Source organism: Bradyrhizobium sp. SZCCHNS1022, from assembly GCF_032484835.1.
GTDB lineage: Bacteria > Pseudomonadota > Alphaproteobacteria > Rhizobiales > Xanthobacteraceae > Bradyrhizobium.
The window spans coordinates 140,234-154,026 of sequence record NZ_JAUETT010000004.1; the positions used below are offsets into that span (position 1 = coordinate 140,234).

Sequence of the window (13,793 nt, forward strand, 5' to 3'; positions counted from 1 at the left end):
GAGGCTGGTCGAAGGGCCGATCACAGGCCTTCATGTGAGGCTGTAGCGAGTAGGTGCGATGGGGCAGGGCGCGGTGGCAAAAGGGCCGGTGGTGATCGTGGGCGCGGGACATGCAGGCTTTCAGCTTGCAACGTCGCTGCGGCAGGCGGGCTTCGCCGATCCGATTCACCTGATCAACGACGAGGCGCATCTGCCATACCAGCGGCCGCCGCTCTCCAAGGCCTATCTGAAAGGCACAGGCGGGCCGGAGACACTGATGTTCCGGCCGTTGAAGTTCTATGCCGACCAGAACATCGACCTGGTCTATGACCGCGCGGTGACTGTCCAGCGTGACGCCCGCAAGGTGCTGCTCGCCTCCGGCGCCACGCTCGACTACGGCCACCTTGTGTTTGCCACCGGCGCGCGCAACCGGTTGCTTGATCTTCCGAACGCCAATCTCTCCGACGTGCGCTACCTGCGCATCCTCGACGACAGCGAGGCGTTGCGGAGCCTGCTTGCCAACGCCAAGCGGGTGGTCGTGATCGGAGCGGGCTTCATCGGACTGGAATTCGCAGCCACCGCGCGCATCAAGGGCCTCGATGTCGATGTGCTCGAACTCGGTGCCCGCGTGATGGCGCGGGCGGTGACGGCCGAGATCTCCGATTATTTCCAGAAGCAGCATGCCGATGCCGGCGTGCGCATCCATCTCGGCGTGCAGGCCACCAGCATCGAGGCCGACGGAGCCAGGGTGACGGGCGTGAGTTTGAGCGATGGCCGGCATATCCCGGCCGATCTCGTGGTGGTCGGGGTCGGCGTGCTGCCAAATGTCGAACTTGCCGCCGAGGCCGGGCTGCCGGTCGCATCCGGAATCGTCGTCGACGAATATCTGCTGACGTCTGATCCGCACATCTCCGCGATCGGCGATTGCGCGCTGTTTGTCAGCCCGCGCTTCGGCGGCACGTTGCGGCTGGAATCGGTGCAGAACGCCACCGATCATGCACGCTGCGTGGCGGCGCGGCTGACAGGCGATGTCAAGCCTTATGACAGGCAGCCCTGGTTCTGGAGCGACCAGGGCAACGACAAGCTGCAGATCGCAGGGCTCACCACGGGCTATGATCAGGTGGTGCTGCGCGGCGATCCCGCACAGAAGGCGTTTTCGGCCTTCTGCTACAAGGAGGGCAGGCTGGTCGGCATCGAATCGGTGAACCGCGCCGGCGATCACATGTTCGGCCGCAAGCTGCTTGCGGCGGGGGGCACGATCGATCCCGATCACGCGGCCGACCTGAATTTCGACCTCAAGAGCGCGCTCGGCTAGAGCAGCTTTTCCACCTCCTCCGCGGTCGGCATCGACGGCCCGGCGCCCATCCGCTGCACGCAGATCGACGCGGCGAGATTGGCGTAGCCTATCGCATCGACGATCGCCGCACCCTGGGACAGCCTGGCCGCGAGCGCGCCGACGAAGCAGTCGCCGGCGCCGGTGGTGTCGACGGCCGTGACGGGACGGCCCTCGATCCAGAACGTCTCCTCGCCGGTGATCGCGACGGCGCCACGAGCTCCCAGGGTGACGCAGACCGTCTGGTCCGGACGGGCCTTCAGCGATTGCGTGGCCTGAACGATACGCTCCTCCTCGGCATCCTCGCCGAGGTTCATGCCGGCAAGCAGGCTGAGTTCGGTCTCGTTCAGCACGAGGATGTCGACCAGTTCGAGCAGGTCGGCACTCAGGGGCCGGGCAGGCGCCGGATTGAGGATCGTCGTGGCTCCGGCCGCACGCGCGCGCTGGAAAAACGCGACGATCGTTGCGCGGGGAATCTCGAACTGGCTCACCGCGATGTCGCCTGTCGCCAGCGCAACGGCAGTTACATCGTCGATACCGACCTCGGCATTGGCCCCGGGAACGACGACGATGGTGTTCTCGGTATTGGCGAGCGTGATGATCGCCGTGCCGCTCTGCGCCGTTTCGCTGTCCTTTACGCCGGTGAGATCGATCCCTTGCGCCTCGAGAAAGCTGCGCAACTGCACACCGAACGCATCCCGGCCCAGACGGCCGATCAATGTGGTTGGTGCACCGAGCTTGGCAGCCGCCACCGCCTGATTGGCGCCCTTGCCGCCGGGGAAATACGTCACCGTGTGGCCGGCCACCGTCTCGCCGATGCGCGGGTGACGCTCGGCTGTCGCCACCACATCCATGTTGATGCTGCCGGCGACAACCACGCGGCCCATGCCAATACTCCCCCTTGCGTCCGGCTAGACGCGGACTTCGAATTCCTGCCTCACAGCGTCGATATCGGCCAGCGCGGGCAGCCCGGCTTCGTTGCCGAGGCGCTGGATCTTGAACGTCGAGGCCGCGCGCGCGAACTCGAAATGCTCCTGCCAGCTTTTGGCGGGATTGGCGAGATAGGAATAGATGTAGGCGCCATGGAACACGTCGCCGGCGCCGTTGGTGTCGATCACGCGCTCGCGCGGAATCGGATAGGCCGGCAACGATTGCACCGCGCTGGTCTCGTCATACCAGAGCAGGCCCCTCTCACCCATCGTGATGCCACCGACCCGGCAACCTCGGCTCTTGAGATAATCCAGCATCTTCTCCGGCGTCAGGTCCATCTGCTCGCACAACCGCTCGGCGACGATGGCGACGTCGATGAATTCCAGTAGCTCATGGGTGTTGGTCCGCAGGCCGCCGCCGTCGAGCGAGGTCAGGATGCCGGCCTCGCGGCACAGCTTGGCATAATGGATGGCAGCGTCCGGCTGATGGCCGTCGACATGCAGGGCGCGGCAATTGCCGAGATTGAGCAGCGGAAAAGGATGGATATGGGCGTCGTCCCGGCAGCGGACGATCGCCCGCTTGCCGTCCTTCGGCATGATGAAGGACAGCGACGAGGAGTTGACCTTCCGCGGATGCATCGAGATGCCGTATTTCGCGCACATGTCCTGGAACATGCGACCCAGCCAGTCATTCGCCAGCGTGGCGATCAGGTCCGGCACGATCCCCAGCTTGGCGCAGCAAAATGCTGCCGTCACCGCATTGCCGCCGAACGAGACCGCGTAATCCGAAGCGACATGTTTCTCGTCCCCGGTCGGCAGATGGTCGGTAATGAACGTGACGTCGATGTAGGTCTGTCCGATAAAGAGGGCCTGCATAAGATCTTCCGTCATCCGCTAAAGGGGGTGTTCCGGCACCGCCTTACCAGATTAGCAATCGGAGGAGACGGATCAACGCTGAAATTGTTGGCAGATTCGTCACGATTGCGCTTCAGATGGGCCGAGATACAACGGAGGCCCCCTGCCGGAGCGGCGGCATGCGCGCTATCCTGCAACGGGCGCAGATTCGAAACCAGGAGCGATCGATGACGGTCTATGCGGGTCCGGTGTTCGACATGGCAGCCAAGCAATTCAACGTGATCGCTGATCATCTCGATATCCCAGGCGACGAGCGCGACCGCCTGCTCCTGCCCAAGCGCGCCATCACGGTGTCTTGTCCGATCCACCGGGACGACGGCACCATCGCCGTGTTCGAAGGCTATCGGGTTCAGCACCTCCTGACGATGGGACCGACCAAGGGCGGCACGCGATTCGCGCCTACTGTCGATATCGGAGAGGTGGCGGCGCTCGCGATCTGGATGAGCTGGAAGTGCGCCCTGGTCGGGCTGCCCTACGGCGGCGCCAAGGGTGGGGTGAATGTCGACCTGAGCCAGCTGTCGAAACGCGAGCTGGAGTCGCTGTCGCGCCGCTACATGCAGGAGATGATTCCCTTCGTTGGTCCGCACACCGACGTGATGGCGCCGGACATGGGTACCAACGAGCAGGTGATGGCCTGGTTCATGGACACTTATTCCATGTACCAGGGCCAGACCGTGATGGAGATCGTCACCGGAAAGCCGGTGTTTTCCGGGGGGACTTTGGGCCGTCGCGAGGCGACCGGGCGCGGGGTGGCCCATCTCGCCCGGCGCGTGATGGATGTCCTCTCGATCGAGCCGACCAAGGCCACCGCGGTCGTGCAGGGGTTCGGCAATGTCGGCTCCTATGCGGCGCTTGGGCTGCATCTGATGGGCATGAAGGTGATCGCGGTCAGCGACCATACCGGTGCGCTGCACGATCACCGCGGGCTCGACATCCCCGCGCTCATGGATCATGCGGTCAAGCACGGCAGCATCGCCGGTTTCGCGACCGAGCTTGCGTTCGATCCGGCCAAAATCCTGACGCTTGCTTGCGATGTGTTGGTTCCGGCCGCGGTCGAGCGCGTGATCGATGCGCGGGTTGCGGAAAATCTCAAATGCCGCGTGCTGGCGGAAGCGGCCAATGGCCCGACCACGCCCGATGCCGACCTGGTGCTCGAGCAGCGGCGCAAGGAGATTTTCCTGATCCCAGACATTCTCTGCAACTCCGGCGGCGTCGTGGTCAGCTATTTCGAATGGGTGCAGGATCTGCAGCAATTGTTCTGGGAGGAAGAGGAGGTGATGCGGCGGGAGTATCAGATCCTGGACCGCGCCTTCGAGCACATGCTTGCGCGCGTGCGCGCCGACAACGTCGCGCACCGGACCGCAGCGATGGCGATCGGCGTGGAAAAGGTCCGCGCGGCCAAGAACTCGCGAGGGCTGTTTCCGTGATCACGGGTCTCGACCATCTCGTCGTTCTCATCGAGGACATCCAGGCGGCCACGACCGCGTACGAGACCTTGCTCGGCCGAAAGCCCTCATGGAAAAATGCCGACGATGGCGCCGAACGCGTGCTGTTCACGCTCGACAATATGACGCTCGAACTGATGGCGCCGTCGGGCAACAGCGTCGCCGCCGACCGCATCCGCAACGTCATCAAGATCTGGGGCGAGGGCCTCGCCAGCATCTGCTTTGCCACCAACGACGTCGCGAAAATGCATCGGAGACTGGAGCGGGTCGCGCTGAAGCCGGACCCGATTGTCGAGGTCAGCAACACCGACGCGCTGTCCGGCGCGAGCCTGCATTGGAAGCGCACCCGCGCCGCCACCGAGCTGACCCGCGGGGTCCGCATGTTCTTTATCGAGCTTGCGGCGGAGCGGCCGCGATCGGTCGCCACGGCGGATTCGCCGGTCCTTGGGCTCGATCATGTGGTGATATCGACCGAGGATCCCGAACGCACCGCCGCGCTCTATGGCGCGCGGCTCGGCCTCGACATGGCGCTCGACCGAACCCACCAGGAGTGGGGACAGCTGATGTTCTTCCGCTGCGGCGACCTGATCGTCGAGGTCGTGAAGCGTCCGGTGGCCGGCGGAGACGCGGCGCATGACAAATTGTGGGGCTTGAGCTGGCGCGTGGCCGATATCGATGCCGCGCGCGAGCGTCTGCTGGCGGCTGGCGTCCAGGTCTCGGAGCCGCGGGCGGGGCGCAAGCCGGGCACGCGCGTCATGAGCCTCTACAGCGGCACCTGCGGCATTCATACGCTGGTCCTGGAATGGACCGCCAAGACAGAGGTCTGACCGGGGCTTTCCGCAGCAGCAAGGGCCGAAGACGAAGACCGCCGTCACGCGACCTCCTGCATCAACGTCGCGCCGATCTGCTCCAGCGCCCACTCGACCTGATCCCTTGTGATGACGAGCGGCGGGGCGAAGCGGATGGTGTGCTCGTGGGTGTCCTTGGCAAGGATGCCGCGCGCCTGCAGCGCCTCGCAAATGCGGCGAGCAGGGCCGGCCTCCTTGTGCAGCTCGACCGCCAGCATCAATCCGCGTCCGCGCACCGCGCGGATGGTGTTGGCGCGGATGCTCCTCAACCCTTCGAGAAAGTGCGCGCCCTGCAAGGCGGCATTCTCGATCATGCCTTCCTCGACCAGCACCCGCAGCGCTGCGCGGGCCACCGCGCAGGCCAGCGGATTGCCGCCGAAGGTCGAGCCGTGCTGGCCGGGCTTCAAGGTGCCGAGCACGGCGTGGTTGGAGAGCACCGCCGACACGGGATAGAAGCCGCCGGACAGGGCCTTGCCGAGCAGGGTGACGTCGGCCTCGATGCCGTCATGCTGTTCCGCCAGCAGCCGGCCGGTGCGGCCGAGCCCGGTCTGGATCTCGTCGAGGATCAGCATCACATTGTTGACGGTGCAGAGTTGTCGCACCTCGGCGAAATAGCCCGATGGCGGAATGATCACGCCGGCCTCGCCCTGGATCGGCTCGGCCAGGAAGGCCACGGTGTGTGGCCCGATCGCAGCTTCCAGCGCCCGGGCGTCGCCGAACGGGATGATCCTGAAGCCGGGCGCGAACGGCCCGAAATGATCGCGCGCCACAGGATCGGTGGAAAAGCCGATGATGCCCAGCGTGCGGCCGTGGAAATTGTCGGCACAGACGATGATCTCGGCCAACCCATCCGGCACGCCCTTGACCTCGTAGCCCCATTTGCGCACCGCCTTGATCGCGCTCTCCACCGCCTCGGCGCCGCTGTTCATCGGCAGCACCTTGTGAGCGCCGGTCAGCGCTACGATCTCCTCATAGAACGGCGCGAGCTGGTCGTTGTGAAAGGCGCGCGACGTCAAGGTCAGCCGTCCCGCCTGTTCGATCATGGCGGCCAGGATCTTCGGATGGCAGTGCCCCTGGTTGACGGCCGAATAGGCCGACAGGCAATCGAGATAGCGGTTGCCGTCGGTGTCCCATACGAACACCCCTTCGCCGCGCGAGAGCACGACGCCGAGCGGCTTGTAGTTCTGCGCGCCGAGCCGCGCCTCCGTCGCGATGAATGGATTGACCGGTGCAGACATGTTCGTCACCGCTGCTGTTGTCGGCTGCAGGCCGGGGGCGGGGAACGTCACGCCGCGCAGAGCCTGATGTCGTGAGCTTGCGGACATCGCTGCCGCAAAACCGAGCCTCGTCGTCGAGCACTATAGGCCTGCGATGGTGTTCGGTCGATGATCGCGATGTTGCCGGGGGCAATTCTGTCCGGTGCCCAGAGTTATCAAGCTGCCGCCGAGAATGCGGTGCGCTCCCTCTCCCGCTTGCGGGGGAGGGCTGGGGTGGGGGCGCCTGATCGGCAGTCTTTGTGATGTTACCCCGACCTCGAGAGCGAGCATCAGTGGACAGGTCCGGCCATGGCGGACAAGTCGTCGCTCGCGCTCCTCGCAATGACGGTGGTGAGTCATGAGTTCACCTTCTCGCGGCGCTGTCGCGTCCGAGCTATGCTGCAAAACCTGCCCTCTTCAAGCAGAGGGCACGGGGAATGCCGGGCGCTGGCCGCACCCATGGCCCGCCTGCAGCAAAAAATGCAGGCGGCAGGTACCACAGGTTCAGCCGAGACATCCCGGCATTCCCCGCGCAATGGTTTTAACGGCTGCTTCGCGTTCTCCCCGGTGCGCCGGGCTTTTTGGCCACCGTTTGCGCATGATGCTTACGCATCAGCGCGGCATCAGCGTCGGGATGCCAGGACCACGCGACTTGACCGTGCGCATCAACGTCGTTCGTCGGCGCGGATCAACCACGCTGCAACATCGACACGCCCACCGCATCCCGCCGCAACGTCCGTGACGATCGCGAAACGCCCCTCGTATCGAGACGGGACGGCGACAGTCAATCACGATTTCTGATAAAACGAAAGAGGAATATTTCTCCGAAGCGGGCTGGATAGCGGGATGCGCTTGAAGCGGCTCGCGAAATGAGTTTTTCGGCGCGGGCTGTACGGACAGCGCAAGCAGGCCGGAGACCAGCAGGCGGCGCAGATGGACTGTATTGCGCCGTCCACCGAGTTGTCCGACAACGCACCTCTCATCAGAGTCCGGGAATGCCCGTTAAGGGCGATTATCGGACTCCAAGGGCGGGATCGGTTCAAGTATGCTCCGCGCCACCGACGGAGTCGTAATGTCCAGATTAGTTGACTATGCCACCGCGATCGTGAGCTATTGGCAGTTTTGGATCGCGGTGGCATTTTGGATCGAGCGAGCGTTAGAGCGTTACCTGCCGACCTCAACGACAAAGAAGTTCAATGAGTTATTGCCGGCAGCTCGCCGCCGCCCGCTGTTTCTATGGATTGCTGCCTTCGCATTTTGCTACGCAAATTTTAGGGCGTGGGATATCGAGCGATCTGCCAAGGAAACTGCAATAGCTGGCAGCCGGCCTGCAAGATTGAACCCGTCTAAACTATACCAAGACGGGTTCGAGATCGCCGACGTTGACGAGCCTAAAATCGACGCCGGAAATCAGACACTGACCTTCCCAAGGCTATCCACGATCAGGCTCGATCCCAACAGAGAGATCGAATACTCGAACTGGAAGATTCTGTGCACGCTCGACGAGAAAAAGTGGACCGGTACATCGGGGACGCCACAAGGCCCGGTGAGACAATACGCCGGCATAATCTGCAAAATTCAGGGGCACCGGTAGTCAAAGAAAATCCTCACCGACATGCCCATCGAAATCGTGCTCGCGCCGATCGTAGATCTGGCTTGAAATCGGGGATCTTCATCCGCTCTCCTTTACCAAGCGCAATCCGAGGTCCCGCGTGTCGACGAGGTCGATGGACTTCATTTTCGTCACCTATATATTGGCATCGAAACTGAAGCGAGCCAGCAACGGGGTGCCACGATGGAGTTTCCGCAACTGCTCGCGGCGCTGGGCGTTGGAGCATTCCTTGGCGCCATTGTGACCCAGCTGATGATCAGCATCCGTGAGCGCCGCGCTCAAAGGGTTGCATTCCTGAAGCTGCAGCTCGAGCAATTCTACGGACCGCTGCTGGCTTCGCACAAAGAGATCCATGCCCGAAGCGAGCTGAGAGTCAGCCTCCAACGAGCGCTCGGCGCCCCGCCTACCTATCTCGACGCCCGCGCGCTCGCCGAAATTCACGACATAAGCGTCGATGACGAAAATCAAACGATGCGGCACGTGCTGATGCCGCGCTATCAGCAAATGGCTGATCTGTTCCGCGACAAGATGTGGCTGGCCGAACCGGAAACACGAGAGTTTTATAGCTCATTCATCGAGTTCGTAGACATCTGGGAGAAGGTGTTGAGCCGAAAGCTGCCCGCTTGGGCGGCGGTGAATGCCGGCCACGGCGAGGCTAAAATGGCGCCCTTCTACGAGCATCTAGAAAACGTGCACGACCGGCTGCGTCGGGAAATCGGCTAGCCTGCGGACCGTCGGCCTGGCGTCCGTTAAGGGCTGAAAGCGGAAGTTTGCGGAGCGCTAGCGGCGCCGCGAGGCTCTGGAGCCCGGCAGGATTTCAGCTCGGGCGGGATCATGATCCGCCGTTTTGAAACGTCAAGATGGCGGGTTACGCCTCCGGCTCCAACCCGACCTACGCCTCGTTATTCCTTGTCGGCGCATCGCCCTCGACAATCATTTCGTCAGCCATTTCTCGAAGTACAAATTGATCGGGTTGGAAACGTATGGGCCATACGCCGGGCACGGAACGAAACCCTTCGCCCGATAGAGCCTCTGCGCATCGGGAAGAAATTCCGTGGTTTCCAGCCGCAGAACCGACAGCTTGGCGGTCAAGGCCGCTTCCACAACGCGCGTCAGGAGGCTGCTGCCTATTCCAGTTGTCCGAACCTCGGGGACGACATACATGCGCTTCACCTCCCCGGTACCATCCGCGAACATCTGCAGCCCTGCACAGCCGACGGCTTGTCCGGCAATCCGCGCGATAAACATTTGCGTGTCGCCGTGCGCCAGCCGATCGATTGGAGAGCCGTGATTCCTGTCCACCCCGCAGACCTTGTTCAAGAAATCGTCCAGCGCGGTGACGAGGTTGATCAGGTCCGGGGACCTTGCATCGGCCAGCTCAATTTCGACTCTATCGACAGTCATTCTCGTCCCCTTCTTCGAAGAGAGGAGCGCATGACGCCGTGGTGGCTTGTCCCGTTTAGTTGCCGGACCGGCCACATCTTCTTCCGAAGGAAGAAAGCCACCTTGCTCGGGGAGCAGGTTGGCGCTGGGCGTCGGCCCAACTCTTGATGTTGGAGTTGACGATAGCGGGCACTATCGAGCTTGGCAAGCGCGCCCCCAGTTTGAGGAATAACGCGTGGCCGCTCCTGGCCCGAAACGTAAGTCCCGGAACGGAGGGGTTATTTCCGTAGCTGGGGGTACACCGGCTGCGCCATCCGTCTGCCGGCCACGGCGGCCTTTGGCTTGAAGCGAAAGTGTGTCGCGCATGAGTGCTCGACAAGAAATAGCAGTGCATCATATTCTTGCTAAGATGCCAGTCAGGAATCCTTGGTTATTTGGTGAATCGTGAAACTACTCCGGAGGCACGCCAAAACGTCTGTTGTCGCCGCCTGGGTCCTGCTTGTGGTGGCGATCCCGGTCTGCTTTGTTGTCGGCGCGGCGGCGGGCTTCGACAAGTTCTACTTCCCTGCGCATCCGCATGCGACGCTGGATGCGTATGATCTCAACGCATCCAAACTAATCATGGCCGCTGCCGGCCTTGCCGCGGTGCTGTCCTCGGTCGCGTTCGCCTTGGGGTTTCGCGCCACCGCGTCCTTGCTGGTCATTCTGATCTGGACCGCGACCATTGCCGGCAACCAGATTGCCCGTGCCCGCGTCGAACCGGGACCTGATTATTACGAGCGGCATATCGGCCCGGAGGTGTTCCTGGTACCCTGGAAATATGCGGATGCCGGCCCCGGCCGTCCTCCTCGCGACCCTCCCGGCGAGATCGGCTTCACCGTCGATCTCTGCCTGTCCAATCTCGGCGGGCACACCGACATCGATTGTAGCTGGATTCAACAGGTCCGGATTCTTCCAGGTGATAAGGACGTTGCCGATCCGACCCTGGGTTCATGGCGCAAATACCGGTCGGAGATGACTCCCGGTCCCGATCACGACGGGTATCGATCGTTTGATCTGAGCTATCAGCTGCAGCCCGGCGCGCCTACGCGGATCCAGCATTATTTCGTGCGCCTGAATGCGATGGGAGAGCCGACACGGCTCGTGGCATGCCGACTGGACAACGGAAGGTTCTGCACCCACCGCACGCTGGTCGGCGATTATTGGTTTGGCTACGAAGCAGATTTAGCTCAGGGCGACGAGACGTCGGACGCCAAGCTCGCTGCCTTAGTCGAATCCTGGCGACGCAAGTGAGTCGTTCATGGTGGTCAGACAGACGTCAGCTTCTGGCACACTACGGCCCAGCGCGCGGCCGATCGTACTTGAGGTCAGACGGGGCGGTTGATGCGCACCGCCGCAGTCTCGAATTCTCTATTGTCCAGCACAATGTTGGCATTTTGGATGGGTTGACTTAGCCGCTCATAAATCTCGAATGCCGGCGCGTACCGATCCCGGTACAGAGCCTCCGCCGCTTCACGGCCACCGAGTTGGTTGGCGTCGCGCAACGTCCCCCTTTCGCCAGCTGTTTTTACATCGACGTCAACAAATATGACGACTTCCCAAGCATCTCGCAGCTCTGATCGCTGCAAGAATGTCCCATCGACGATCAAGATGTCGCGTTGATTCGCCCTGTGGGTGGGCGCAACGATAGGCTCGTCCTTATCGAGGTCGAAGGAAGCGGTGCTATAGATTAGGCTTCCTCCGGGACCCAGCGGCTCGAGGAGTAACCGCCGGACGGCATCGAGGTCCCGGGCGTCAAAATAATAACCTTCGGCCGAATGGCGACCACGCGCGTAACGTTCGCGCTTCGGTCGATGAAAGCCATCGATAGAGGTGCGAATGGTCGCTCGGCCGATACGGTCGAGTTCATGAGCCATTTCATTGGCGACAGTTGTCTTACCCGATGCAGTTCGGCCGTCGATGGCTACCCGTACCGGATGTGGCCTGTCGACCGCAGCGGCAAACTCCGCGATGGTGATCAAGGCTGCGCGTCTCATGTGTCCCCCCCCCTCCAAGATTGCGGGAAGAATTCAGAATGTCTTTTGGGACCACAATTCACAAATAGTGTCCGGCTCTGCGACCGGGGCAGAAGGCCGGCCCGCACGCAGCGCCAATGGCAGCAATTGGCCCGAAACGTAAGTCCCGGAACCGCGGGTGTTATTCCGAAGTTGGGGTACACCGGCTGCGCCATCCGTCTGCCGGCCACGGCGGCCCTTGACCCAAAGGCGCTTCCATGCGGCCAATCGCTATGTTAACAACACACGATGACGCGCGTAATGGTGATCGGCAACGCCGGTGGCGGCAAATCCACGATGTGCAAGGCATTGTGTCGTGCGCACTCGTTGCCTTACTTCGCCATCGATAATATTTTGTGGCGTCCGAACTGGGTGCGGGTTCCTGACGAAGAACTACGCGAGAGCCACGATGCCCTGCTGTCGCAGGAGCGCTGGTTGCTTGATGGATACGGGCCTTGGTTCTCTGTCCTCGACCGGATTGCCGCATGCGATACTGTTGTTTTGGTTGACCATCCGTTTTGGATTCATCTCTGGTGGGCGACCAAGCGCCAGGTGAAGTCGGTGTTCTTTGGGCGACCTGATGGCCCTCCGGGTTGTCCGATGCTGCCGGTCACGTTCCGCCTCTACAAGATGATGTGGGGGCTTCACCGTGAGATGAGGCCCCGGCTCATAGAGGCGATCTACGCAAAATCTGATCGGCTGCGGATCATCCACATCAGATCACCAAAAGAGCTGGTAGCATTCGCAGCCAATCCGACGTAACCGCCGTGTCCCGCGAAGCGGCGATCTCGTTTGCTCGCGTTGGACTTTCGCGATCGGCCCGAAACGCAAGTCCCGGAGCGGAGGGGTTATTTCCGAAGCTGGGGGGACACCGGCTGCGCCGTCAGTCGACCGGCCACAGCCGCCCTTGACCCGAAGCAAACGCTGAGGCCGTCTCAGCATCAATGAGCGAAAATCACGACTTGCCGGACAAGGTCGAGGAAGTCCGCCGTATGAATCCCCTTCTGGTATTGATCTAATTCAACCACCTGAACGACCACCAGGCGCTTCTCCGGCAATATGGCGATCTGTTGCCCTCCATAGCCCGAGGCAAGGATTGCATCTCTCCCCCATGCACCTGCATTCAGAACCCACCATAGATAGCCATATTTGCGATCTCTTCTATCTGTTTCCGAGTACGCTTTCGTCGAGTCAATAACCCACTGGGACGGAATGACAGGCGCTCCGTTCCATTCACCCTTTTTGAGGAATAGCAAGCCAAAGCGCGCAAGATCGCGCGCGCTCATGCTGAACACGTAGGCGGGGTAAAGAGAGGAACGATCCCCCACGAACATCCCATCATGGGCAGTGAAATCCTGCATCCCGATCGGGTGGGCGATGGCCTTTTCAAAGCTCTCAAAGGCGTTTGAGCCCGTCGCCTTCGCGTAGATTGCGCCAAGCGCATTGAAATCCCAGTTGTTGTAGTACCAGAACGTACCTGGCGGATGAGCGCCACGCGGAGGGCGTGTCGACTTCTGCTCCCCGGTCTCGTAAGCTGCTGGATGATAGACTCCGGAACGAGCCATGAGCAGCTCACGAACGGTCGCCTGCTTTTCCTCTCGCGTCAGCGATGGTGCACTATCGTCCACGCCCAGTTGCTCAAGCGTGTTCTCAATATTTATCTGGTTCCGTGAGACGGCGATTCCGAAAAGAGCACTTAGCAGGCTCTTGCGGACGGAGCGGACATTCACTTTCCGCGTGATGTCGCCCGACGTCGCAACAACGAGGTCGCCTTGCACAACCATGATCGATGTCGGCCTGTATTTCCGAGCGTAGTTTCGGACCGCGTTGTGAATGGGCGCCGCGTCGCCGGACTCGACGATTTTCCAGTCGATTCCTGGCTCGGCACTTGCCGGCTCCGAGCAGAGCAGCATGACTGCGAACAATGCCGAGCATCGCATGAGATTACCTGGAGATCTGGACGATTGGCGAAAGGACCGACGCGATAGGAAATTGTTTAAGGTGTGACATACAGAATTATGTCGACGGCAGAATCAAGG

At 61.8% G+C, this 13,793-nt stretch carries 13 protein-coding genes and 1 riboswitch; of the genes, 7 read left to right on the plus strand and 6 right to left on the minus strand.

The window, feature by feature from the left end:
- Positions 1-58: 58 nt before the first annotated feature.
- The gene (locus QX071_RS23545) at positions 59-1,294 is read left to right on the plus strand and encodes an NAD(P)/FAD-dependent oxidoreductase (protein ID WP_315706323.1); all 1,236 of its coding nucleotides are present in this window, start codon (positions 59-61) and stop codon (positions 1,292-1,294) included.
- Here QX071_RS23545 and rbsK read toward each other — a convergent pair.
- A complete protein-coding gene (gene rbsK / locus QX071_RS23550) occupies positions 1,291-2,199 on the minus strand; it encodes a ribokinase (RefSeq protein ID WP_315706322.1) in 909 nt (302 codons plus the stop codon). The two genes, QX071_RS23545 and rbsK, sit on opposite strands and share 4 nt — an antisense overlap.
- Positions 2,200-2,223: 24 nt before the next feature.
- Complete coding sequence (locus QX071_RS23555; protein WP_315706321.1) at positions 2,224-3,117, minus strand: sugar kinase; 894 nt, start codon at positions 3,115-3,117, stop codon at positions 2,224-2,226.
- A 206-nt stretch (positions 3,118-3,323) separates the two neighbouring features.
- Between QX071_RS23555 and QX071_RS23560 the strand changes: the two genes are divergently transcribed.
- Together QX071_RS23560 and QX071_RS23565 are read left to right on the plus strand one after the other, a co-directional pair.
- Entirely contained in the window at positions 3,324-4,583 is a 1,260-nt protein-coding gene (locus tag QX071_RS23560; RefSeq protein ID WP_315706320.1) for a Glu/Leu/Phe/Val dehydrogenase, read from the plus strand.
- Positions 4,580-5,428 (plus strand): VOC family protein, encoded by an 849-nt coding sequence (locus tag QX071_RS23565; protein ID WP_315706319.1) that lies wholly within the window; start codon positions 4,580-4,582, stop codon positions 5,426-5,428. The genes QX071_RS23560 and QX071_RS23565 overlap by 4 nt, the downstream gene beginning before the upstream one ends.
- A gap of 44 nt (positions 5,429-5,472) precedes the next feature.
- Here QX071_RS23565 and rocD read toward each other — a convergent pair whose 3' ends face one another.
- The gene (rocD, locus tag QX071_RS23570) at positions 5,473-6,687 is read right to left on the minus strand and encodes an ornithine--oxo-acid transaminase (protein ID WP_315706318.1); all 1,215 of its coding nucleotides are present in this window, start codon (positions 6,685-6,687) and stop codon (positions 5,473-5,475) included.
- A 1,090-nt stretch (positions 6,688-7,777) separates the two neighbouring features.
- Here rocD and QX071_RS23575 point away from each other — a divergent pair.
- Together QX071_RS23575 and QX071_RS23580 are read left to right on the plus strand one after the other, a co-directional pair.
- The gene (locus tag QX071_RS23575; protein WP_315706317.1) at positions 7,778-8,299 is read left to right on the plus strand and encodes a hypothetical protein; all 522 of its coding nucleotides are present in this window, start codon (positions 7,778-7,780) and stop codon (positions 8,297-8,299) included.
- A 201-nt stretch (positions 8,300-8,500) separates the two neighbouring features.
- The gene (locus QX071_RS23580) at positions 8,501-9,040 is read left to right on the plus strand and encodes a hypothetical protein (RefSeq protein WP_315706316.1); all 540 of its coding nucleotides are present in this window, start codon (positions 8,501-8,503) and stop codon (positions 9,038-9,040) included.
- Between the two features lie 210 nt (positions 9,041-9,250).
- Here the strand turns inward: QX071_RS23580 and QX071_RS23585 are convergent, their stop codons facing one another.
- The gene (locus QX071_RS23585) at positions 9,251-9,721 is read right to left on the minus strand and encodes a GNAT family N-acetyltransferase (protein WP_315706315.1); all 471 of its coding nucleotides are present in this window, start codon (positions 9,719-9,721) and stop codon (positions 9,251-9,253) included.
- Positions 9,722-9,766: 45 nt separating this feature from the next.
- Positions 9,767-9,876: riboswitch (SAM-I-IV-variant riboswitch) on the minus strand.
- A 328-nt stretch (positions 9,877-10,204) separates the two neighbouring features.
- On the opposite strand from QX071_RS23585, the gene QX071_RS23590 reads away from it, so the two are divergent.
- Positions 10,205-10,993: a hypothetical protein gene (locus tag QX071_RS23590; protein WP_315706314.1), complete on the plus strand. Its 789-nt coding sequence runs from the start codon at positions 10,205-10,207 to the stop codon at positions 10,991-10,993.
- A 74-nt stretch (positions 10,994-11,067) separates the two neighbouring features.
- On the opposite strand, the gene QX071_RS23595 is transcribed toward QX071_RS23590, so the two are convergent.
- A complete protein-coding gene (locus QX071_RS23595) occupies positions 11,068-11,721 on the minus strand; it encodes a uridylate kinase (RefSeq protein ID WP_315706313.1) in 654 nt (217 codons plus the stop codon).
- Positions 11,722-12,015: 294 nt separating this feature from the next.
- Between QX071_RS23595 and QX071_RS23600 the strand changes: the two genes are divergently transcribed.
- Positions 12,016-12,516 carry a flagellar protein FlaR gene (locus QX071_RS23600; protein WP_315706312.1) on the plus strand — a complete coding sequence of 167 codons (501 nt, stop codon included), beginning with the start codon at positions 12,016-12,018 and terminating at the stop codon, positions 12,514-12,516.
- A 179-nt stretch (positions 12,517-12,695) separates the two neighbouring features.
- Here the strand turns inward: QX071_RS23600 and QX071_RS23605 are convergent, their stop codons facing one another.
- Complete coding sequence (locus QX071_RS23605; protein ID WP_315706311.1) at positions 12,696-13,679, minus strand: serine hydrolase; 984 nt, start codon at positions 13,677-13,679, stop codon at positions 12,696-12,698.
- Positions 13,680-13,793 lie beyond the last annotated feature (114 nt).